Below are 21,281 nucleotides of genomic sequence, written 5' to 3'. Positions count from 1 at the left end.
TTTCACACAAAGGCCGAAATAAGCAGCCTTCCTTTTCTCAATTTTTGTCTTTTAATAACCATGATAAGCCTTTTCATCAATTTCTTGATAAAGAGCCTTCTCGTTTTTAAGTTTTATTTTTTGATAAGTTAGGCGCTCTCCATCAATGGGAACCTTGCCGCAATAGACGAAGCCTAGTTTTTCAATGATATGTTGCATGATTTTATTATTTTCATGCGTATCAATCCGAAAATCAGGGCCAAGCTGACTTTCAATGAGACCTTGTAAAAAGGTTTGGGCAATTTTTTGACCAGCAAAATCACTCAAAACAGCCAATCGATGGAAGGTGATGTAGCGGTGATTATTGTGACGCCACTTGCCATCGTAAATCTTGTTATAGGCTGGATCCTGACCATCAATCATCGCAGCATAGGCAACAATCTGTCCCTCCAAAAGAGCAACATAAGCCTGCCCCTTCAAGATATCCTCAAAAACATCATTTTCATTGGGATAGCCATTCTCACCTTGCCACTGGCTAGAACCAGATACTGCTAAAAATTGCTTCGCAGAATTAAGAACCGCCATAACAGCATCGATTTCATTGGGAAACGCTTGTCTGATTTCCATTTACTTACCTTCTTCCATTCTTTTTTACCATTATAGCAAAGTCACTTTAAAAAGGTAAGAAAGGGGTTACTTATTTTCAGCTTCAAATTTTGCCATAAAGTCAATTAAATCCAAGACACCTTGGCGTGGAAAGGCATTGTAAAGGGAAGCACGCATGCCACCAACAGATCTGTGACCCTTGATATTCTTGAAACCAAGTGCATCTGCTTCTTTGACAAACTTAGCATCGAGTTCCTTACTCGGGGTCACAAAAGGAATATTGCAGACTGAGCGATCTTTGGCAAATTTCACAGGGCTAGTGTAAAAATCTGATTTTTCGATGAAGTCATAAAGCAAGCCCGATTTTTCGCGCTCAATTGTTGCCATCTTGTCAACGCCGCCAATCTCATTTTTTACCCAATCAAAGACCAATTTTGAAATGTAAATGCTATAGCATGGTGGAGTATTATAGAGCGATCCAGCTTCGGCTTGAATACGATAGTCCAACATAGCAGATAGTTGTGGTTGATCATTCAAGAAGTCTTCACGAATAATCACAACCGTCACACCTGCCGGCCCAATATTCTTCTGAGCACCTGCATAGATAAGGGCAAAATCTTCAACGTTGTAACGTGCCGCTAAAATATTTGAAGACATGTCTGCAACAATTGGTACACCATTGGTGTCTGGTAAATCGTAGATGGCTGTACCTTCAATAGTATTATTGGTTGTCAGATGAACATAAGCAGCATTTGGATCAATGCTTGAGGCATCAAAATCCGGAATGTGATCATAAACTGTATCTTCTGATGATGCTAAAAGGATTGGTTCAAAAGGAATCGTTTTTGATAATTTCACGGCCTCAGTATAAGCTTTTTTACCCCAAGAGCCACCTACCAAATAATAGGCCTTTTTGCCTTGGGCTAAGTTAAGTGGAACCATAGTAAATTGTGTTGAGGCACCACCTTGAAGAAATAACACCTTATAATTATCTGGGATAGCCATCAATTCTCGCAGTGTGCTCTCAGCATCTTTAATAATCTTGTCAAATTCTGGAGAACGGTGGGACATTTCAAGCACGGACATACCGGATCCTTGATAATCAAGGAGTTCACGTTGTGCTGTTTCAAGCACTGGCTTAGGTAAAGTAGCAGGTCCTGCTGAAAAGTTATAAATGGTCATAAAAGACACCTCCAAAATTTAATTAAAGAAATTATAGCACAATATTCTGAATTTTGTAAAGATTTTTGAGCGGATTTTGTCAAACATTTCACAAAGATTCTTTTAAAATTTCATGGTATAATGGTAAAAAACGAACGTTCGAGGAAATTTTATGCTAATCAAAGAATTTTGTGCTGAAAATCTAAGCCACCTCTCCAAACTGACTGCTCCTGATATTAATCGGGTTGAGCTCTGTGATAATCTTGCAGTAGGTGGAACCACACCTTCTTATGGTGTCATCAAAGAGGCTAGCAGCTATCTACATGACAAAGGAATCAGTCTAGCAACCATGATTAGACCACGGGGTGGTGATTTTACTTACAACGACTTGGAGCTTCGTGCCATGGAAGAAGACATTCTTCAAGCGGTTGAATTAGAATCTGATGCCTTAGTTTTAGGTCTTTTGACTAAGGATAAACAGCTAGACCGTGATGGCATTGAACAGCTATTACCAGCCACTCAAGGTCTGCCATTAGTCTTTCATATGGCCTTTGATGCCATTCCAAAGTCCGACCAATTTCAAGCAATAGATGACTTGATTGAACTAGGCTTTGTTCGCATTTTAACTCATGGTAGTTCCTCAGAAAACAATATTTTTGATAATCTTGAGCATCTTAGAAATCTAGTAAATTATGCCGACCAACGTATCGAAATTATGATTGGTGGTGGTGTTACAACTGAGAATTGTCAAGAACTAGCTCGACTGACAGGTGCCTCCTCTGTGCATGGAACAAAGATGATATAAAAAGCAAAGAAGCCTTGTGTAGCAGTATGGAAGTTGATTTATCAATGTATTGAGTTCAATGGGACGCTGTGTCTTGTAAACTAAACGATAAAACGATATTGATATCTCGCCATCTGATTTGCTAATGTTCACCTTACCGTCTCAATTCTCCACTTTTGCCACCCGATAAAACGAATAGCGCCTTGTTGGTCAGTACGATATACACGACTATCTACGTTCTCAAATCTTTCCAAGGTTTCCTGATGAGGGTGATGGTAACGATTATTTTGTCCTGCTGAGATGAGAGCAACTTTTGGGCTGATATGACTTAAAAACTCTGAACTGCTACTACCTTTAGAACCGTGATGACCTGCCTTAAGAACATCCACTTGCAAATTGGGATAATTAAACGTTATTTCCTTTTCACCTTCTTCCTCAAGATCACCTGTGAAAAGGAAAGTCTTGTCTAGGAGTTTTCCATAGAGTACTAAAGAATCGTTATTCCCTCCGTCACCTGTACGACTAGGGTAAAGCACTTGAAGACTGTCTCCCATGATAGAGAGCTTATCCCCTGCTTTGATAGAACGAACCCTTACCTTCATTTTTTGCAGGCGCTTGACAAAATCAGGTACCGTCAGACTTCCAGGACTCACCAAGACCTCACCAATTTTAAAATGCTTTGCTACCACTTCCATATCCCCAATATGGTCAGTATCGGTATGTGTTCCATATTTGATACAATTATTAGATTAGTTTTCATCATTCTTTTTCAAGATACACCACAAAATATTCAGAAAAATAAAATTTAATACCGATGTAGAGATTAGTTGTATAATCAAAAGAATATATATGTTTAATTTGTTACAAAAGATTAGTATAAATAAAGGCAAATAACAACTTGCAATAAAAAAAATTACATAAACACTTGTTTGAAAATTATGTTTTAATTTCCTCATTTGTTGAGGAATAACGTTTGAAATACCACTAAAAAAGAATAGTAGATAGCTGTTAACTAAATCAATAAAGTTAATTGGCTTAAAGAAATAACTAAGAAAGAATATAAAGAACTGGACGTACAAATCTTCTTTAAAACTATCTAAAATAGTAATATATCCTTCTTTCGAATCCTCGTTAAATATTGTGAATAGAAATAAAAACAACCAAAATGACGAGAATAATATCATCGTTTTAAGTTTTTCTTGTTCAAGTTCCCCAAATAGTAATACATAGTATAATGTTGCTTTTGCCAACCATAAAAAAATATTACTTTTATACATTTCAGCCTTCATTTTAATATAATACTCCATTATATAACATTAGTAAATTATACTATTTATATTGTAACAAAAAAAAGCAGTCGAAACTTAAATAGTTGCGACCACCCCATTTTTAAATTTAAAAATTATCTTTTTCTCCAAATTTATTGTGATACTTTCGACCATCGTTTCCCACAATAACTCATCAAAGTCTGTTAACAATCCCTCCTGTTTGTTAAGAGTCTCCATGAAATCTTGCAATTCCTTATTCCGTTTGGATTTTTTTAACCTATCGAGTTCTAGTGATTCAATCTCCTGAACTATACCTTCATACTTTGAGGACAGTTGATTATACTTATTGAGGTACTTATCTTGGTCCTGACTGATGATGGCATTTTCTGAAACTAGGTTTGCAACTAACTGACTGATAACTTCTGCTTCAGTTTCAAGAATCTTTATCTGTTCGTCAATTGCCTCAAGGCTTCCAATGGATAGTAATACAGATAGATTGTCAATAACTTCAAGCCTATTATCTAATACTTGATTAACTGCTGAGACAAACCACTGTTTCACCTCTTCCTCAGTAACGTGAGGGGTAGAACATTTACTACTGCCATTATATTTATCGTTACATCGGTAGATTACCCTTCTGTATTTGGAAGTTGAATGCCATACCTTGCTACCAAAGAAATGACCACAATCTCCGCATACCAGTTTTGAACTAAAGATTGTTGTGCTCGACTTTCTGCCTTTATTATCGAGCACTAGTTGAACTGCATCAAAGGTCTCTCTATCTACTATTGCTTCATGGTTATTCTCCACATAATACTGAGGTAACTCACCTCTGTTGATGTTCTTCTTTTTGGTCAGAAAATCTATTGTAAATGTTTTCTGTAGTAAGGCATCCCCTTTATACTTCTCATTTCTAAGCATTCGCTTGATTGTGGTTGCGTTCCAATGAGATTTGCCGCTAGGAGAGGATATACCTTGTTCAGTCAAATCCTTTGCGATATGATATGGTGATTTTCCAATAAGTGCTTGCTGAAAGATGTACCTAACAGTTTTGGCTTCATCCTGATCAACTACAATTGCCCCATCTTCACCTGCCTTAAAGCCTAAAACATTGGTATAAGGAAAATGAACCTTCCCTTCTGCGAATTGTTTCCTTAAGCCCCAAGTTACGTTCTCGGATATGCTCCTACTTTCTTCTTGTGCTAAACTAGACATGATAGTTATGAGTAGCTCACCTTTTGAATCCAAAGTCCAGATGTTTTCTTTCTCAAAGTAGATTTCTACACCTACCTCTTTCAACTGCCTAACTGTAGTCAGTGAGTCTACGGTATTCCTCGCAAATCGACTAACAGATTTTGTAATAATCAAATCGATTTTGCCATTGAGTGCATCTTCCACCATAGATTTGAAACCAGTTCTTAATTTTGTGTTTGTCCCACTGATGCCTTCATCAGAGTACATTTTAACAAATTCCCAATCATCCCTCCCATTAATGTATTCAGAGTAGTACCGCATCTGTGACTCATAGCTTGTTGCTTGGTCTTCATGGTCAGTTGATACCCTAGCATAGCCTGCAACTCTACGCTTCTTCAAAGAGAAATCATCTGAACTCGACCTAATAATACTTGGTGTAGCCTCAATAGTAATTACTTTCTTCACTAATATCGCCCCTCTCTAATTTCTATAGGATATTTCCTTCCTTTTACTGGTGTTACCCAAATGATACGGTGACCAAAGTCATATTCAATTTGTTTAATATTAATATCAACCCACTCTTTATCAGGGACAATGCCTAACTTGCTTTTAAACGATGCCAAAAGTCGCTTTTCTCCTAACGTCCTACATAAACATGATGATGCTCCGAATCGATTACGTGTTCTACAATAATATCGTACGGTTTTATTGACTTGTTTTGAATCCACTTTAACAATCATCAAACATCCGCATTCTGAACAAAAAATTTTGTCACGAAAGATACCTTTATTTAAGTGGCTTTCTTGACTCATTAACTGATATCTTCGCTCCTTCTCATGAAGTACTAAATCAAAATATGCTTTTGTAACAATTGGCTCGTGTGCATTTTCAATAATGTACTTATTGCGTTGCCCTTTATTCCTTTTCGGATTTCTAGAGAATGATTCGCGATAAGTCTTCTGTAAGACAAGGCGACCAAAGTATGCTTCTTGATTGAAGAATTCTCTGATGCTTGCTACGGTAAATGGATTACCAAGCCTTGTTAAGACTTGTTCCTGATTGAGTTTATCAACTATCTGCTGTACCGAATCTCCATCCAGATACCATTTAAAGACTTTTCTTATAACTTTTGCCTCATTAGGTTCAATCTGATATTGTTCTCCATCCCAACGGTATCCATACATATCCTGTGGAGTGTGCGGAATCCCTTTTTCAAACTTCTTTTGGATTCGCCATCTTATATTTTCACTCAGGTTTTGAGACTCCTCTTGAGCTACTGAGGCAAGGAGGGTTAACATCAATTCTCCTTCTGAGCTAAGACTATCTATATTTTCTTTCTCAAAAGTAACACCAATATTTTTCAGACGTAATTGTCGAACAGTGGTTAGTAATTCAACTGTATTTCGACCAAAACGAGCGATTGACTTAGTGATTATCCTATCAATCTTTCCATCATCACAATCCTTTATAAGATTTTGAAAGCCTTGCCGATTACTTTGTTCTTTACCGCTTATGCCTTCATCATAATAAATCCCTACCAATTCCCAGTCTGGATGTGCTTGTATCAAACGGTTATAGTAGCTAATCTGCGTTGACAGAGAATGATGAAGACGACTATCGGAAACCCTTGCATATGCCGCAACTTTTAATTTTGGCTTGCAGGGCGATTTTATGGGTTGTATTCTTCTAACAGTTCTCAAATTAATACACTCCTTTCGCTACTATATATCACTCTAAAAGAAAAAAATATCCAGTTATTAGGTCGATAATTGACTTATAAATGGTTGATATTTTTCAAGCATCAATTGCCTAAAAAGCTCAAATTCCTCAATAGTGATTGCTCCTTTATTTAGAAGTACCTTTGCTTGTATCATTGTAAGTTGATAGGTCATCTCATTATTAATTTTTTGAACGTCCATATTATCCTCCTACCTTACTAGGTAGGTTTGGGAGTAATTTTTCCGCACTTATTGAAAAAAAGGCAAAAAAATAAAGCCTGATGTTTCCACCAGGCTAATAACATAATTATGAAATTCTAAACCAACCTACAACTTTACCGAGTTTAACTGTTCCAGTTGAATCGTAGAGTGAGCCATCCGCCATCCATTGACGTTTCACACGACGAGTAATTCCACCACCACCAATTTCCAATTGGTCATTGATACCGTTCTTATTATGGTCAGAATATCCATCAATATTCTGTTCCACACCATCAATACTTTTTCCATCTGAATCCGTCACACAGACACCAATGTGACCATATACCAAACCATCCGTCTGAATGACATAAAAATCACCTGCTTTAGGATTCACACCCCAAGCATCGTAGATTACTTGGAAACCATTTGATTTTGCTTTCTTTAAACAATCAATGGCATTAGTATAGGACATATTCTTATCCGTAAGTTCTTGAACAATCTTATCCACCAAGGCAACGCACTGTCCACCATAAGGGTTAGAAGGAACAGTCACCTTTTGACCGACCTTAGATAAAGCTGACGCAACCACACGACTGGCAACACTGGTTGGAATAGTGGTTGTTGTCCTTGAAGCCGCATTGACCTTTAGAGTTTGTCCAACTCTTAAAATATCCGTCTTCTTCAAGCCATTCACCGCAAGAAGGGCATCAACTGTTAAACCAAACTTCCGAGCAATTCCATAATACGTATCGCCTTTCTGAGCTTGATAGGTGTGCTCACTATGGCCTTTGGTTGTTCCTTCTACATCCTGCTCAAGCACCCAGGACTTGATTCCATCAAGTAGATAAGCTCTCTTACTGTTGGACTGGTGAACATTTTTTACTTGGAGGATTTTGTAGGTGCGCCCCTTGACCCAGTTGGCGATTTTTTGACCAGTCTGATAATGAGTCGCATGAGGCAACACCCTAAGACTATCACCAACAAGATAGATTGTTTTTGAAGGAGTTCCTGAACTCCCAACGGTTGAACTGGGGGGCGAGGGAACAATGGTCTTGACTTCAACTCCTGTTATAGCTGATACAAGACCTCTCGCAATTTCCTCTTTCTTGTTCTCAAAAATCGCCATATCTTGTTCATTATCAATGAAGGCAATTTCCACCAAACGATAGGTGTATCTACGACTTGCTGCTTGGTTGGCATTATAGAGCCAATCTACCTTCTTAATGCCGCGATTTTGGAAATAACGTGAAAGAAGAGATAGGATAGCCATATCTTCCTTATCCGCTTCTAAGGAAGATTGAATCAAGACTTCTGTTCCTTTGGCACTACCATTAAAGGCATTGAAGTGCAATTCAGTAATCGAGTCGTATCCCTTACCAATACTAGTAATACTCCGATAATCATAAACATTTTGTTCGGTAATAAAATCAATCTGTTGTCCACTGTACTTAGACATGATTTTGGCTAATTCTCGAACCTTTCCTGCTTCTGTGATGCCTAGTTTGGTATTCACAGCTCCAGAATCATAGCCTGTTCGCCCTTGACCATGACCACAAATGACTAGATGTTTTCCCATATCTTCTCACCTCTCGTTGATTTGTTTTAAGATTGCTTGTAGTTTCTCAGGTATTGGTAGACCAATTCGAACGGTATTTTCTAAAATACTTAACCCCTCATTACTGAGATAAAAGAAAATGACCATGGTTCGAATCGTTCCACCCTGCCTGATGATTGCAGTATCAATTAAATGACCTAGTGAAACTAAAAATAAAATGGCTATCTTTTTAAAGATGCCACGAAAACCAATACTACTCGATAATTGTTTCTCTACAACCGCCGCAAAAATTCCTGTTAGATAGTCAATAATAATGAAGACAAGTAGGGCATATAGGATCCCATCCAACTCTCCAAATAGACTACCAATCAAGCCTCCAATCATGGAAAATAAAATCTTATTAAGAGTTAACAGTTCCTTCATCGGTCACCTCGCTTTCTACTGAACCTTCCTGCACAATGGTAGGGTCTGACCAATCCGGTTGACCGTTCTCATCAAACCGCATCAGATAAAAACATTCATGGAATAAATCAGAAAGGTTCAGAGTTAATGTCGTACTACCCCACTGATTAAAAGCCCAAACTGTTTCTGTTGTAACCAACTGCCGCTTTCCATTTTTAATGGCAGGCCGCCTTACTTCTTCAAGATACATGTAAAAATCCTGCTCTGCTGTCTTACAACGAATGAATTCTCCATTCTTACGCATGTAAGTGAGAGCTGTCTCCAAATCAAATGGTTCTGTTACTTTGTCAATATTGAGAAGTGCCATGATAACTATTCTCCTTTCCCTTCTTCAGGTTTTGTCTGAACTTCTAACAGTTCTGTCAATTCCTGTTTTTCTTTACGCAATAGACTAAGTTCCTCATCCCGTTCCACTAATTGGATGGCAATGAGGTTCTTAGCGGTGATTTCATCAGAGAGCTTTGTGACAAGCTCTTGGATAGTTAGTTTTAGTGATTGGTTGATTTGTTCTAGATTCATCTGTGAACTCCTTTATTTAATCGTATCCCATGTCAAGATGACGTCACCTCGACCTGTGATGTTTACTAAGTGTTTAAAATTGTGATTGAATTGATGAAGTACATCTTTCAAGCTGACATAGGTTGTCCCATTTCGATAGATGCGGATATCTCCGATATTCAAGATGGAACTTGGTCGGTCGGATGCTTTAAAGGCATCAATACTCAGTCGGTTAGGCAACGTTACAATCTCCCACCCATCTGGATTGGTATATGGAGCACTAGCTAAACGTACCTTATCGCCTACCACATCAATTTGGTCGGTATCTGTACCGTTCCATGCTCGAATTCCTACAAAGCCACCGTCATTGGCATTCCAGTTGTTCCATCGATTAGAACCGATAATGGTTACACCACATGGCTTACCGTTTGAGGTACCTGTTTCAAATGAAACCCATTGGTGAGGATAGCCACTAACCTCACGAGAAATGGATGGAGAGTTTGTAAAGAACTTGATGTTTCCAAGTGACAGATTGATTTTCATGGCTCCGTTGATTGCTGACAAGATACCACCAGAAATTTTGTTGGCAGATAGGGTTACTGACTGCACTTGTGTTATAAAGGCTGATTTAGCAAACAACTGCTTGAGATAGGCTTCTGTAGCCATAAACTTGGTAAAGAAAGCCTGGTCAACCTTTAACTTGTCCGCAGTAATAGCTTCTGCTCCAATCCGAGCTGCTGAGATGATGCCTGACGTAATCTTGCCTGCATCAAGACTGGCAATCTTACCGCTCGCAATCACACCATCTTGGATATAGGTAGTGCCTGTAATTTGAACGAGTTTTCCATCAATCTTGACTGTGCCATCCTTATTAAGATTGAGCTGACTCAGGACTGTCCCTGCACTGGTCAGATTTCGAACCGACCACGCCCCTGCAAGAGTTGAAACCTGCGTTTGAATGGCAGTTACTGTGGCAGTTGTCGCTCGACTTGTTTCTAGATTGCCAACTCGTGTCACAATCCCATTAGCCGTTTGAACAACCTGACTGATTTGATTGGTGTGATCTCCAATGGTCCGAGTGTGACTACTTACAGTATCCCGCACTTCATGAAAGGCGTTCACTGTCGTAAAGTCGTCTAATGACGGTGTCCAATAGTCTGGAAAGATATCACCGGTTGATATCATTAAAGCTCTCACATGGAACTTACCTGTTTTAACTCCATCAATTCTGACTTGAAGTTCAAAGCCTTTTGAATGTTGGTACATCTCTTGAGTGACTGTGGCGGTCAGTTTAATTAACCGATAGTTGTTACCCGTCGTCAGATTACTGCTCCACTTATTGTAGAAAGGGTGATACAAATTCCAGTTGGTCCATGTCCAAGCATTTTGGCTATCCAAGATTGGACCTTGGAGTTTCATAGAACGAGTCGTCACCGCCGGGTCAAAGGTAATCTCATCCGCTGAGATATGAACATATAAATGCACTTTCGACCCAACATATATACCGCTTCCATCTCCAAATTGCACCCTTCCTAAAGAGGCTATCCAGTTGCTATTGGCATTTATCGTCTGATAAGTACCCCATCTATCCGAAGTACCAGCTATCAAATTACGATGTGAAACTGAGGTTGGGATTCTGCTTTCCGTTTGACTGATTCGTTGAGTGAAACTATCAGAGGTTGTTTTGACCAAGTTCTGCACACTGGTTGTCGTCGCATAAGGTTGTAACGAACTGCTCGTAAGATAGCCACGACCCGAAATATTGGAATCTACCTGAGACTTGGTTTGGTAGCCTTTTGCGTTAATGGCAGATTCAACTTGCGTACTTGTTAGTCGTTGTTCAATTTGCCCAGCCTGTGTTCGGATAGTGGTTTCTGCACTTGTTACTCGACCGATTAAGCTATTAAAGTCAGTCTTTGCGACTTTCTGTGAAATAGCGTCATTTGCAATCCGTAGGTCTGCCTTGGTTTGGGTAATCTGACTAGCGTTTGTGTTGGCCTTAGCCAAGGCATTGTCAGCGGTGGTTTTGACCCCTTCAAGAACGGTCTTATCAGCCTTAAGCAAAATAGATTGTTGCGTCTGTTGGATGGATGTAGTATGTCCTTCAACAGTTCGTTTCAAGTTATTGAAATCCGTCTGACTGACCTTTGAGGATACATCCGAAACTAATTGTCGAATCTGTGTTTCACTACTAGAAATCTTTCCACTCGCCTCGGTTAATCTTGTAGAAACCTGCTCTACACCAGAAGCCGTTTGAGTGATGAGTGTCCGTTGGGTGGTCAATTCACCAGCTATATCTGCTGGATTTTCTGAATAACCTGTATCTAGTGAGGTCTTTGCGACTTTCAATCCTGCCACATAGAATTTATTGCCATTTGGGATAGTACTGCCATTGTACTCTGTCCGAAATTGGAGTGATCCATCAGATAATACATGAACGGTTTTCCAGTAGCGTTTCCAGTCACTGGTGACAGATATAATATCGTCAGACTCTCTCACTCTTGCCACTGGAGCACGATAGACACTCGAACCGGACCAAATCGCTGAAACTTTGATGGAAGAAAGTGGCTGATTTGCTTTGGCATAAAAGCTAAAAGTAATGACATCTCCTGCTTTCACAACAATATTCTGATGACTTCCGTTATAACCCGCTTGGGTCGAACGAACTACTAGTCCTCTGAAATTCTCTGTTTCAGTAGACCAATTGTTTCCTAAATGCCAGGCATTTCCTTTATTCGACCAATCACGAGTACCAGTCATCAAATTTAGGCCATCTAGGCTAGTTGGAATTTTCGCATCCACTTGACTGATTTCAGTTGTAATACGATTCCCCAATTGAGTAATCGTTGACTCTGCAGTTTCGATTCTCTGTTTTGCTTGGTTAAAATCGCTGGTTTTTACACGCTGGGAAATTTGGTCTGCTTGCACTTGAATCATGGATTCTGCACCCGTTACTCGACCAGTCAGACTATCCACCAGTTGCTTACTCGCAAGAAGTTTTATATCCTCCTTGGTTTGTGAGAGATTGGTACTTACAGTTGCCAACTGCCCACCTAATAGAGCTTTTGCTACATCAACCAATCGACTGGCTTCAGAGATAGCTTGTGATTTTGCTGTCGCAATCTTTAACTCTGTTTGGCTACGCTCCGTTGAAGTCAATCGGTTAGCTTCTTGAATGGCATCAAGTTTGGCTTGTTCTGCCCTTCTGAGAGCTTCAGTTGCCCCAGTTTGAGCCTGTTCCGCCTTTTGTTTGGCTTCTGTTGCTAGGTTGGTATTTACCCCAGCCTTTGCCATTAAATCACGAGTTGTACGTTGCTGCTCCTCTTCATGTTGCCGCATCTGTTGGTGAATAGAACTAAGTTCATTATCAATGCTGGCCTTTAATCGATCCGCATAAACCTCCCCATGACTTTGAGCCTGTTCAATAGCGTTATCAATGGCTACTTGACGTTTCTCAAATTCTGCATCAAAGGCTTTATTGGCATTCTCAAGAGCAATTTCAACGGCAACATCCTCACTCCGCTTATTCCCATCAATGAGATTATTTGCTAGTGTAGTTATGCTCCCACCAGTTTTACCTGTGCCAATACTTGCCTTATCATCAAAAGTGATAGAGCGGTAATTCTTAGCTAAAGGATCATAATCATAAGCGATGGCTTTCTTCCTCACATCAATGCCGTGTAGCTTGCTTTTTAAAGTCACTGTATCGCCTAGATGAACAGTTTGACCATCTAACTCAAATGCCTCAATGATGATGGCGTCTTTTGGCTTATCAATTCCCTCTAAGCGAAACTTGCTACTAGCCCACTCTATTAACTCCTGTCGAGTTTTGAGATTATTATTGGTATAGGTTACTTCATTGATGAAAGGATAGGAGTTTATCAACGGACTGTCTACTGTGACTTGAAGTACAGTTTCCCTATCCTGCCCCTCTTGTTTAAAGCTTGAAGTGGCATGGATACGAGTGATAATCTGTGTACTTTCTTTGGTTCGTTGATACTTCTTCAAATTGTAGTGAGTAGAGATGACTACCCCACGGTCTTGTCCCCGCTCACCCTTTATAGTTAGGGCAAGGTTATCACGAACCAGTTCACCCTCCCAAGTTCCAAGAATAGAATGTTTACCATCCATCAGGCTGGAGTACAGCGTCTGTTCCTTGTCCGTTGTATAGGTTCTGTTCTTGACAATGTCACTGGTAAATGAAAAATCTCCCAGTGGAGACTTGCTTGCCATGACCATGCTTGATAGAGCTGTTGCACAGGGAACCTGTTCACACCTAAATTGAGATACCAACCTAGTCATGATGTCATCTGATATGTGATAGGCCACAACTTCAAGACTGGTGTCTCCTTCGATTACTTTCTTTATCCGAAACAACTGGTGTCCCAATACTGGAACTGGACTACGAACAAGGTAGTCCTCTTTTAGCTCTCGAAATAGACCGCTGTCTGTGATTGGATAGGTAAAATTCAGGACAAAATCCCCATTCAAGGTTTCTTTAACGCTTGCTTTTATAGTCTCTGGGAGTGGTTTCCCATGCCATTTTGCCGTTCGAACCGTTTTGTCTAATAATGATAGCACTCTATGCCCACCCCCAATTCATTTCTATTGTTAATGATGTGATGCCCGCACCTAAGACAACTCCAACTGAGTCATTCCTACCTGCATCTATAGAAAGAAAATCACCAGACCATTTTACAGGCTGACCTCTTTGTGTCTTAAAACTTGGCTGACTAGGATTATTATCCATAATGAGTGTTTCTTGTAATCGCTCCAAGCGGATGACATCTTCCCCAATTGTAAAGCTAGTTTCACTAGTCGAGTTGCCACTTATGGTAATCTTTGGAAAAGCGATGGCTGAACCTTGACATCGCATAACACCACTGGTTCTAAACACCTGCGAAGTCGTCGTTTTGAACCACTTGGTTGGGTGACAAGAAAAGGTAACCTTAAGCTCATACACCCCCAGCTTATCCTTTTGAACTGGAGTATGGTGAACCTTGTAACACCAAAAGCGTATGGTCTTGAAACTAGCGTTCTCAAGCCAAAATTCTTCTTTCAAAAATAGCTTCAAAAAGGAAAATAACTGTTCTTCACTAGGTTTAACAAGATAGAGTGTATAGCTCAGTTCCATGACACTTCTGCGAGGATTGGTTTGAAGAACCGCTCCTGACAGGCCTTGGTGTTCTATCAATTGCGTCTTACTTTCACTTACTGTGATTGAAGGACTATCTTCCACGATTACCTTAAAAGGAAAAGAACTCGTGGACACTCCACCAATGGTTAATGCATTATGTTTAATCATGGTTTCACTCCTCTCAATCCTTGTTGACGTTCTAATTCATACACTAGTTTTTCTCCAACCATCTCCGCTAGTCGGTGAAGGTCAGTTTCTTCTCTTATCGTATTTCCAGTAATGGTGATGTGAATGGTTGGTAAATTGCTTGTCATGGTCTTTGCGATTCCTCGACCAATTGCACCCAATGTTTGTTCATTCAAGGGCAAGACTGCTTCTTTTCCAGCCTCACCTCCAACCATTAGGCTATTGCCATTCATTCCAAATGCAGTGGGCTTGGTTAAAATTCCACCTTTGGCATACCAATCAATGGAGATTCTCGGAATACCGCCCTTCAACCAATCGAGTGGATTGGCAGAACCTGATACTCGAAAATGAGGAAGGGGAATATGTGGCCATCTGATTTGGAAGTTAAAAAGATTTTTAATGGCATTGATGGCATTACTCACGGCATCTCTTGCACCATTGATAGCACTTGAAATGGTATTTTTCACACCGTTCCAAACAGATGAAACTGTATTGGATATCCCATTCAGAATATTGGATACGGTACTACTGATACCATTCCATATGGTTGATACTGTTGAACCAATCGCAGACATAACACTGGAAATTGTCGACTGAATAGCTGACCAGATAGATGAAATGACAGAACTAATGGCAGATAGTACATTTGAGATGGTATGCTTGATACCTGTCCAAGCAGTTGAGATGTACTGGGCGATGAAATTGAGGGCTAAGGAAATAAGGGACTTGATGCCCTCCCATGCTATCGACAAGACCTGTTTGATGGTTTCCCAAGCGCCAGTCCAATCACCAGTGATAACCTGCATGACTGCCTTGATGATACCAAGTACCACATTGATAGCAGTCTCGACCACAATCTTTATCATCTCCCAAGCGGCTGTGATGATGAGTTTGATATTCTCCCAACTTGCTTGGATGAGCGGTCCAAGAATAGTCATCACCGTTTGAATAACCGTATTGATGGCATTCCATACCGTGGTTGCAGCATTTAGAATCAATTGCTGGTTTTCAGTCCACCATGTGGTTAGCGTTCCCCAGATGGACATAACAAAACTAGAAATCTGCTGGATGATCATGGACAGAAAGGCATAGATACTATTCCAGATTTCCGTCACAGCCGTTCGAAAGCCTTCGTGATTCGTCCAGAGTTCTTTTAACCCAACAATCAGTAAGGTAATGGCAGCTACAATACCAACAATAATCCCCACAATCGGCAAAAATGCCGTTATCATTCCAACAACGGTTGTCCCCATAGCGGCTGCCGCAACCTGTAAGCCCAAGAAAATAGGAAGTAACATACCTACCACGGCTAAAATACCTGTGAAGATAATGACGACTTCCTTGATGGGACTGGATAAGTTGGTAAACCAAGTCGCTAGTTGACTAATAATGTCTGCCAAACTTTGGAAGACTGGAATAAGGATCTCCAGAATCGGTTGACCGATTGCTGCTAGAGCATTAGTTCCAGACTGTCTTAAGTTACCCAGAACGTTTTCCAGTCCATCTGATTCCCTTGCAGCTTGTCCCAAGGCTCCAGAGAGTTCATTGCCGTCCTCTACCATTTGAAGGAGGGTTAACTGCTTCTGAGCTTCTGATAGTTCATTGAAGGACTTTCCATAGAGCTTGTTCGCCGCTGCATTACGAGTGGTTTCTGTCGCAGAAATACCTAGAGCTGCGTCATTTTCATAGTTTCCTTTGAGGAAGGACTGCAGGTTTTCGGTGACTTCTTCGATGGATTTGTCGTAAAATGCTGCCCCATCAGCCGCTGCTCTGGTGGCACGAGTGGTCAGATCCAAAGCCTGAGCCGTATCCATTCCAGAGGTTTTGGCAAAGGAAGCCATCTGAGTGAAGGAGCCTTGAAGACGCTCTGGAACAATGTCCATCTCTTCCCCAATCTTATTGAGGGCATCCTTAGCAGCATTCTCCATATCCCCAAATACTGTAGAGAATTGGGCATTGCTGGCTTGAAGTTGAGCTGCCGCAGACATGGACTCTGTTCCGACTTCGAAGATTTTCTGAGAGATGTCTGCTAGCTTCTCACTGGTTGCTTGAAGTGCCTCAGCCCGAATGGTGTCAGACATGGCTTTCATACCATCTTGAGCACCATCGGCAGAGGATTTGGTCTCATCCATCTCGTTGTTCAAGTTATTGAGAGCGGTCTTTGCTTGGTTCAACTCAGCCTCCATCTTATTGGCTTCAATGGAATTCTCACCATATTCACTCTTTGTCAGGGCTAGTTGCTTTTCGAGATTGGAAATTTGTTTAGAAACAATTTCTGACTGTGCTCCGATCTTTTGTTGGGCTATGGCATTGCGTTCTGCTTCGGAACTATTGGATGACAAAGCACTTTCTTGTAACTCAAATTGAGACGTGACCTTGTTCATCTCACTTGCTAACTGCCCCTGCTCCACTTGGAGTTTATCTAATTGTTGAGCCGCTGAACTACTTGCTCGACCGTGATTCTCAAGTGTTGATGACACATCAGCTAACTTAGTTTCATAGGACGTTAGCAGCCTTTGAGTAGTTTCCACCTCACGTTGAAAGGCACGGTACTGGTCTGCCCCAATATCCCCAGCCTTAAATTGAGCTTCCACCTGTGATTGGGCTTGACGGAGCGTTGCCAATTTTTCTTTGGTTGTCTCGACTTGTTTTGCCAAGACTTCCTGCTTTTGAGTAAGGAGGGTGACATTGCCTGTATCAAACTTGAGAGCCTTATCAATTTGTCTTAGTTCTTTGGTAGCTTCAGATGCTTGTTTGTTCACACCCTTTAGGGCATCTTGTAAGGGTTGGGTATCGCCACCAATTTCAATTGTAATCCCCTTTATGTTTCCAGCCATAGTCCCTCCTTTCTACCATCAGAAATTATCAAAATCAGCTTGAGTTGCCGGGCGTGTTTGAGAAGTTTCTCGAGTACGCATCTCCACATAGTCCGTTTGATAGTCAAGTGCCATTCCAATAGAGATATGTTTTAAATCGTCAATGGTCAGACCAGTCTCCTTACAACAGGAGAAATAACTCTCTACTGTGAAGATTTCTTCACTCGCTGTTTCTGTTTCATCTGCTTTTTTCTGGTTGACATCCCTTGGTTCAACATATTCATCAAGACAGGGGCTACTTCCTGAACTGGAAATTCCTCCAATTCCATGAAGAAATCCACAAAAGGTTTCACACGAGGATTGGCAGATTTGGCAAAAACCCAAAAAAGACGATGGAAAAAGGTCATATCAAAGTCAGATAAGATAGACACATCAACCTGACTTGCCTTGAGTTCTTCCCCTTCCTCCAGCTGGTCTAGCTTATCCAAGATAGCTTGACTATTGACCATAGAAAAGAGATCTTGGAAATAGTCCTTACCAAACTGCTCTTTATAAGCAATTGGTGTGTAGGCATTGGTTGCTAACTCGTAGGTTGTTCCTGCTATGGTAATACTTTCTCTCATTGCCTACTCCTTACTTACGAGGTTCAAAAACTGCCTTGAACCAGTTTTGACGAATCTCATCACTCGTTTCCTCCGTTGTTCGTCGACGTACAACCTTATCAAGAGGGCGAGGACTGGCAGTAAAGGTCAACTCTACCTCATTGATATCTGAACCAGACTTGGTTTTTGAACCAACTGTCGGTCGAGATGCGTAACAATAATACAAAACGTGTAATGTTTCTTTTTTATCCCCTTCAAAACGGAACATCAACGCAAAATTTTTCTTTTCGCTGTTTGCGATTTCTGAAATGGTATTTGTCGTCGCATCCAACTGTTCTCCAAGGACTCGAGTCAAAAATTCTTGCGTTAGAAGAGCAACTTTTAGCGTTCCTTCATAACCATCGTTTGACTCAGTAGTATAAAAATTGATATTGTCTGCCTTATAAGAACCCTTGTCGCCTGTTGGTTCTAGGGTTAATTCTGCAGCACCACGAAGGCGTTCTACATTGCCGTATGTCAACGCACCATCAGAACCTTCGCTTGTAACTTCTGCCCAATGGACATCTTGTAGTCCAAAGGTGACCTTATTCTTTTCAGCCATATTATCCTCCATGTAATGTGATGTAATAGGTTATTTGATAGAGTTTCTCAGATGAGATATAGGTCTCTACTTTTTCAAAATAAATAAGGTGGCTGTCAAATAATGACTCCACCTTTTGTTCAGTTGCTAAATCTTTCTTAGTAGTATAGAGTTCCACTTGCAGATTATTCTGCTTATGATAGGTCCAATTGTCTGCACCATGATTTTCTGATTCAGTCACTAAATAAACCAGATACGGTGGTCTTGGACGACTCCCTTCTTCAAAATGATGGTAAGCGAGGGGGAGCTGTAATTCTTTGAGAATGGAGTACATTTCGCTCAGTAACATGTCTTATCACACTCGCTTTCTCAGCTTTTCTTCTAAGGTTCGTATCGCTTGTTTCTCAACGGGAGCGATATGCTTAATTCCCTCAACTCGCCCGCCAGAGCTTTTTGCATGACCATTTTCTAATAGATGCGTCAGGCCTGGCGTTCGATTATGAATGGTTTTGGTTAAACCTGTACTGGTATCAATCGTTGCTTTACTCTTCCACCCTTTGGCATAGGAACCACTCTTTCTAGGTGACATTGCTTTCAAGGTTTCAATGGATTCATCTGTGACTTCCTCTACAACTTCACGCATCACCTCTGTTGTATCCTCAACAAATTCTGCCAGCTCATTTGCGATGGCAGTTTCTAGTGCATCTAGTTCAATTCTAGTCATAACTCTCCTCCCTAATGGCGACGATGTAAATTAGTTGTCGTGGCACTGTATCTCCATCAATCGACTCAATCTCATAGGTTTGACCACGAAATTGAATGCGAGTCGTTAAGGAATGAAGTCCAAGAATTGCCTTTTCATACCTGAGGGTGAACTGGACTTTCTCTTGATCCAGTTTCGTCACACTACCGTCCCTTTCGGTCAAGGTGAGAGGACGACAAGAGCACCACCGTTCAAATAAAGGGAGCCATGTCGAAGTTTCATTACCAATCTCATCTTGAACAATCTGTCGAACATGAAATGACAAGCGTTCTCTCAGAGGTGCAATCTTCATCAGAACACATCCTTTCGTTCAGCCAACAACAAGTGATAGAGAGTCTCCTTCAACTCCTTATGATTTGCATCTTCTCTATGTTCATAAAGATAGGCAACCCCATATAGGATTGCCGTCTTTAGAACATCTGAATAGGTCGATTGACGCAGAATATCTTCACAGAGTTGTTGACAGGTTTCAAGCAACTGCTCAATCAGCCCATCCTCATCCTCGTGTTCCACTTTAAGATACTGTTTTGCTTCTGCTAAACTAACCATGACTACTTAGCCTTTACTGTTAGTGTCTTCACGGCTTCAGGTAGGACTAACTTGCCATCAACACGTTGTGAAGCAAGAAAACCAATCTGTCCATTATTGGCATAGAGTTCGTTCAGACGTTTGAAGGTACGTCCCTGACGGTCCGCAATCCAATAATATGAGAAATCACCAAATGCAATGGCCTTGTTTCCTGCTTCAGGAAGTGGAGCAAAGGTTGATGTATAGTATGGACGATTTAGAATCAAATCTGGTTGTCCAGCTTGAGTGGATGGCTGCCAAATGTAATTGCCATTATTATCTTTGAGTTTACGGATAGCTTTGACAGTCGTATCATGTAAAATCCAAACTGCGTTCTTACGATAGGGTGCTGGTAGAGAATGATACAATTCAATCATGTCATCAAAGGTAATATCCTTTGTAGCAGTCGTTGGACCTGTAACTTCTGCCTGAGTAAAGATACCTGTCGGTTTCTTAGAACCATCACCAATCAAGAATGCCTTTTCTTCTTCCGTTCCAATACGACGAGCAAATTCAGCTGTCATATAGGACTCAAGGTCAAAGACTGAATCGTTAAGCAACTCTTCTGAAATACGAATGGCAGTACCAATCTTATGAGAGTCGAGTGTCACCTGACCAAAGGTTTCTTCTGTTTCTGGATATAAACCATTTTCATCCATCCATGAGGCTGATCCATGTCCAGTCACAACAGGAATCTTTCGCTCACCACTAGATGTTTTGATAACAGTCGCAAGGCTACGGAAGAAATTCTCTTCTTGTAATCCTTGAACTAGTTTCTTCTCATACTCATCAGGAACCAGATGACCACCTTCGGTATCTTCCCCAACTCGAAGGACGTCTTTAACATCAAAGAAGTGACGCTTACGGACACTTGTCCAAAATGTCTTGGCATAGCTATCTGAAGCCACACCCTTCTTTTCCTCTTCAGTAGTCTTGTCATTCAAAACTGTAGTGGGCTGCCCAATTAGAGCCTGTGAGGCTGGTTGAGAAAGTTCAAGGTCAATCTTTTCTTGTCGCTCCAACCGGGCAATCTCTTGATTGTAGAGGTTGATTTTTGCTTCCATGTCATCATAGCGTTTAGAATCCTCCTCTGATACCAGTCCATCTTCTGAGCGAACAGAATCAAGGAAGGTTTTTGCTTGTTGCCAAGCTAGGTTACGTTTTTCTTTCAATTCAAGTAATTTAGACATCAGTTCATTTTCCT

20 protein-coding genes and 1 pseudogene are annotated in these 21,281 nt (G+C 40.7%); 1 reads left to right on the top strand and 20 read right to left on the bottom strand.

All coding sequences use genetic code 11. The annotated features are described in order from the left end of the window. Positions 1-51 precede the first annotated feature (51 nt). Positions 52-606, bottom strand: coding sequence for a GNAT family N-acetyltransferase (locus ABZ559_RS02660; protein ID WP_367007161.1), 555 nt, complete (start codon positions 604-606; stop codon positions 52-54). A gap of 66 nt (positions 607-672) precedes the next feature. After that, positions 673-1,767 carry a 3-phosphoserine/phosphohydroxythreonine transaminase gene (gene serC / locus ABZ559_RS02655; RefSeq protein ID WP_277291480.1) on the bottom strand — a complete coding sequence of 365 codons (1,095 nt, stop codon included), beginning with the start codon at positions 1,765-1,767 and terminating at the stop codon, positions 673-675. Positions 1,768-1,918: 151 nt separating this feature from the next. On the opposite strand from serC, the gene ABZ559_RS02650 reads away from it, so the two are divergent. Continuing rightward, complete coding sequence (locus tag ABZ559_RS02650; protein WP_367007160.1) at positions 1,919-2,551, top strand: copper homeostasis protein CutC; 633 nt, start codon at positions 1,919-1,921, stop codon at positions 2,549-2,551. 128 nt (positions 2,552-2,679) lie between these two features. Here ABZ559_RS02650 and ABZ559_RS02645 read toward each other — a convergent pair. From ABZ559_RS02645 to ABZ559_RS02560, 18 genes and pseudogenes are all read right to left on the bottom strand, one after another. Further along, positions 2,680-3,255, bottom strand: a pseudogene (locus ABZ559_RS02645) (MBL fold metallo-hydrolase); the annotation flags it as partial. A 639-nt stretch (positions 3,256-3,894) separates the two neighbouring features. After that, entirely contained in the window at positions 3,895-5,457 is a 1,563-nt protein-coding gene (locus ABZ559_RS02640) for a recombinase family protein (protein ID WP_208498424.1), read from the bottom strand. Beyond that, positions 5,457-6,692, bottom strand: a complete 1,236-nt coding sequence (locus ABZ559_RS02635; protein ID WP_105123795.1) for a recombinase family protein — start codon at positions 6,690-6,692, stop codon at positions 5,457-5,459. Before ABZ559_RS02635 ends, ABZ559_RS02640 begins: the two co-directional genes overlap by 1 nt. A gap of 57 nt (positions 6,693-6,749) precedes the next feature. Then, entirely contained in the window at positions 6,750-6,911 is a 162-nt protein-coding gene (locus ABZ559_RS02630; protein ID WP_024380991.1) for an SHOCT domain-containing protein, read from the bottom strand. A 106-nt stretch (positions 6,912-7,017) separates the two neighbouring features. After that, complete coding sequence (locus ABZ559_RS02625) at positions 7,018-8,487, bottom strand: LysM peptidoglycan-binding domain-containing protein (RefSeq protein ID WP_222328218.1); 1,470 nt, start codon at positions 8,485-8,487, stop codon at positions 7,018-7,020. A gap of 6 nt (positions 8,488-8,493) precedes the next feature. Beyond that, entirely contained in the window at positions 8,494-8,889 is a 396-nt protein-coding gene (locus tag ABZ559_RS02620) for a holin family protein (RefSeq protein WP_105123793.1), read from the bottom strand. Continuing rightward, positions 8,867-9,235 (bottom strand): hypothetical protein, encoded by a 369-nt coding sequence (locus ABZ559_RS02615; protein WP_105123792.1) that lies wholly within the window; start codon positions 9,233-9,235, stop codon positions 8,867-8,869. Before ABZ559_RS02615 ends, ABZ559_RS02620 begins: the two co-directional genes overlap by 23 nt. 5 nt (positions 9,236-9,240) lie before the next feature. Continuing rightward, positions 9,241-9,447, bottom strand: a complete 207-nt coding sequence (locus ABZ559_RS02610; RefSeq protein WP_002943561.1) for a hypothetical protein — start codon at positions 9,445-9,447, stop codon at positions 9,241-9,243. Between the two features lie 12 nt (positions 9,448-9,459). Then, a complete protein-coding gene (locus ABZ559_RS02605) occupies positions 9,460-14,007 on the bottom strand; it encodes a phage tail spike protein (protein WP_208498421.1) in 4,548 nt (1,515 codons plus the stop codon). A gap of 1 nt (position 14,008) precedes the next feature. Further along, positions 14,009-14,731 (bottom strand): phage tail protein, encoded by a 723-nt coding sequence (locus ABZ559_RS02600; protein ID WP_367007159.1) that lies wholly within the window; start codon positions 14,729-14,731, stop codon positions 14,009-14,011. Further along, a complete protein-coding gene (locus tag ABZ559_RS02595; RefSeq protein ID WP_099809780.1) occupies positions 14,728-17,586 on the bottom strand; it encodes a phage tail tape measure protein in 2,859 nt (952 codons plus the stop codon). The genes ABZ559_RS02600 and ABZ559_RS02595 overlap by 4 nt, the downstream gene beginning before the upstream one ends. 182 nt (positions 17,587-17,768) lie before the next feature. Beyond that, positions 17,769-18,188: a hypothetical protein gene (locus tag ABZ559_RS02590; protein WP_024407624.1), complete on the bottom strand. Its 420-nt coding sequence runs from the start codon at positions 18,186-18,188 to the stop codon at positions 17,769-17,771. Between the two features lie 10 nt (positions 18,189-18,198). Beyond that, positions 18,199-18,768 carry a major tail protein gene (locus tag ABZ559_RS02585; protein ID WP_024376948.1) on the bottom strand — a complete coding sequence of 190 codons (570 nt, stop codon included), beginning with the start codon at positions 18,766-18,768 and terminating at the stop codon, positions 18,199-18,201. 1 nt (position 18,769) lies between these two features. Beyond that, complete coding sequence (locus tag ABZ559_RS02580) at positions 18,770-19,096, bottom strand: hypothetical protein (RefSeq protein ID WP_044688770.1); 327 nt, start codon at positions 19,094-19,096, stop codon at positions 18,770-18,772. Between the two features lie 6 nt (positions 19,097-19,102). Continuing rightward, complete coding sequence (locus ABZ559_RS02575; protein ID WP_044688771.1) at positions 19,103-19,471, bottom strand: hypothetical protein; 369 nt, start codon at positions 19,469-19,471, stop codon at positions 19,103-19,105. Beyond that, positions 19,464-19,802: a head-tail adaptor protein gene (locus tag ABZ559_RS02570; protein ID WP_099809781.1), complete on the bottom strand. Its 339-nt coding sequence runs from the start codon at positions 19,800-19,802 to the stop codon at positions 19,464-19,466. The genes ABZ559_RS02575 and ABZ559_RS02570 overlap by 8 nt, the downstream gene beginning before the upstream one ends. Then, the gene (locus ABZ559_RS02565) at positions 19,802-20,059 is read right to left on the bottom strand and encodes a head-tail connector protein (RefSeq protein ID WP_044688773.1); all 258 of its coding nucleotides are present in this window, start codon (positions 20,057-20,059) and stop codon (positions 19,802-19,804) included. Before ABZ559_RS02565 ends, ABZ559_RS02570 begins: the two co-directional genes overlap by 1 nt. A gap of 2 nt (positions 20,060-20,061) precedes the next feature. After that, positions 20,062-21,267 (bottom strand): phage major capsid protein, encoded by a 1,206-nt coding sequence (locus ABZ559_RS02560; protein ID WP_044763609.1) that lies wholly within the window; start codon positions 21,265-21,267, stop codon positions 20,062-20,064. Positions 21,268-21,281 lie beyond the last annotated feature (14 nt).

The organism is Streptococcus sp. ZY19097 (assembly GCF_040731245.1).
Lineage (GTDB): Bacteria > Bacillota > Bacilli > Lactobacillales > Streptococcaceae > Streptococcus > Streptococcus orisratti.
Note: the sequence above shows the minus strand (reverse complement) of the source record. Positions and strands in the feature narration are given on the sequence as shown.

Coding starts and splice junctions, on each gene's coding strand:
- ABZ559_RS02660 (WP_367007161.1), bottom strand. CDS start 606: ATGGAAATCAGACAAGCGTTTCCCAATGAAATCGATGCTGTTATGGCG.
- serC (WP_277291480.1), bottom strand. CDS start 1,767: ATGACCATTTATAACTTTTCAGCAGGACCTGCTACTTTACCTAAGCCA.
- ABZ559_RS02650 (WP_367007160.1), top strand. CDS start 1,919: ATGCTAATCAAAGAATTTTGTGCTGAAAATCTAAGCCACCTCTCCAAA.
- ABZ559_RS02630 (WP_024380991.1), bottom strand. CDS start 6,911: ATGGACGTTCAAAAAATTAATAATGAGATGACCTATCAACTTACAATG.
- ABZ559_RS02625 (WP_222328218.1), bottom strand. CDS start 8,487: ATGGGAAAACATCTAGTCATTTGTGGTCATGGTCAAGGGCGAACAGGC.
- ABZ559_RS02620 (WP_105123793.1), bottom strand. CDS start 8,889: ATGAAGGAACTGTTAACTCTTAATAAGATTTTATTTTCCATGATTGGA.
- ABZ559_RS02615 (WP_105123792.1), bottom strand. CDS start 9,235: ATGGCACTTCTCAATATTGACAAAGTAACAGAACCATTTGATTTGGAG.
- ABZ559_RS02610 (WP_002943561.1), bottom strand. CDS start 9,447: ATGAATCTAGAACAAATCAACCAATCACTAAAACTAACTATCCAAGAG.
- ABZ559_RS02600 (WP_367007159.1), bottom strand. CDS start 14,731: ATGATTAAACATAATGCATTAACCATTGGTGGAGTGTCCACGAGTTCT.
- ABZ559_RS02595 (WP_099809780.1), bottom strand. CDS start 17,586: ATGGCTGGAAACATAAAGGGGATTACAATTGAAATTGGTGGCGATACC.
- ABZ559_RS02590 (WP_024407624.1), bottom strand. CDS start 18,188: ATGAGAGAAAGTATTACCATAGCAGGAACAACCTACGAGTTAGCAACC.
- ABZ559_RS02585 (WP_024376948.1), bottom strand. CDS start 18,768: ATGGCTGAAAAGAATAAGGTCACCTTTGGACTACAAGATGTCCATTGG.
- ABZ559_RS02580 (WP_044688770.1), bottom strand. CDS start 19,096: ATGTTACTGAGCGAAATGTACTCCATTCTCAAAGAATTACAGCTCCCC.
- ABZ559_RS02575 (WP_044688771.1), bottom strand. CDS start 19,471: ATGACTAGAATTGAACTAGATGCACTAGAAACTGCCATCGCAAATGAG.
- ABZ559_RS02570 (WP_099809781.1), bottom strand. CDS start 19,802: ATGAAGATTGCACCTCTGAGAGAACGCTTGTCATTTCATGTTCGACAG.
- ABZ559_RS02565 (WP_044688773.1), bottom strand. CDS start 20,059: ATGGTTAGTTTAGCAGAAGCAAAACAGTATCTTAAAGTGGAACACGAG.
- ABZ559_RS02560 (WP_044763609.1), bottom strand. CDS start 21,267: ATGTCTAAATTACTTGAATTGAAAGAAAAACGTAACCTAGCTTGGCAA.